The sequence below is a fragment of the Aeromonas sp. Prich7-2 genome (assembly GCF_017939255.1).
Classification (GTDB): domain Bacteria; phylum Pseudomonadota; class Gammaproteobacteria; order Enterobacterales; family Aeromonadaceae; genus Aeromonas; species Aeromonas caviae.
The window spans coordinates 1-434 of record NZ_JAGKRI010000317.1 but is presented as its reverse complement, the minus strand read 5'-3'; the positions used below and the strand labels follow the sequence as shown (position 1 = coordinate 434).

General features: G+C 53.9%; 1 protein-coding gene. It reads right to left on the bottom strand.

Annotated features, from left to right (window positions below):
* Nucleotides 1-13: 13 nt before the first annotated feature.
* Nucleotides 14-434 (bottom strand): IS5 family transposase (locus J9892_RS22425; protein ID WP_210539059.1); only part of this gene is annotated, 421 nt, incomplete at its 5' end.

Below are 434 nucleotides of genomic sequence, written 5' to 3'. Positions count from 1 at the left end.
CTAGGCTGTGTTCTCAAAATGCTGGTTTTCTGTCCACACATAACTCGCGCAAGTAGCGAAGGCAGAAAGCCAGTTTGATAAAGGCTGCAAAACTCTTGGCTAGCTTTTCATATCTCGTTGAAAACCGGCGAAACTTCTTCAACCAACCGAAGCACCGCTCCACGACATTGCGCCTGCGGTAATGCACCTTGTCCAGTACCAATGGACGCCCCTTATGGCGCCGTTGCTGGTCGCTGCGTTGCGGAATGACCGCTTTTATCCTTCTCCGCCGTAGCTCGGCTCGAAAGGCTTTGCTGCTATAGGCCTTGTCTGCGGCAAGATGCGCTGGCCGTGTTCGGTAGCGACCTGATGACGTTGGTATCCTCGCCATGGCCAACGCGCTTGTTGCATAGCTGATTTCTGCTGATTGCCCCGGTGACAGGCAGAAGCTCAGT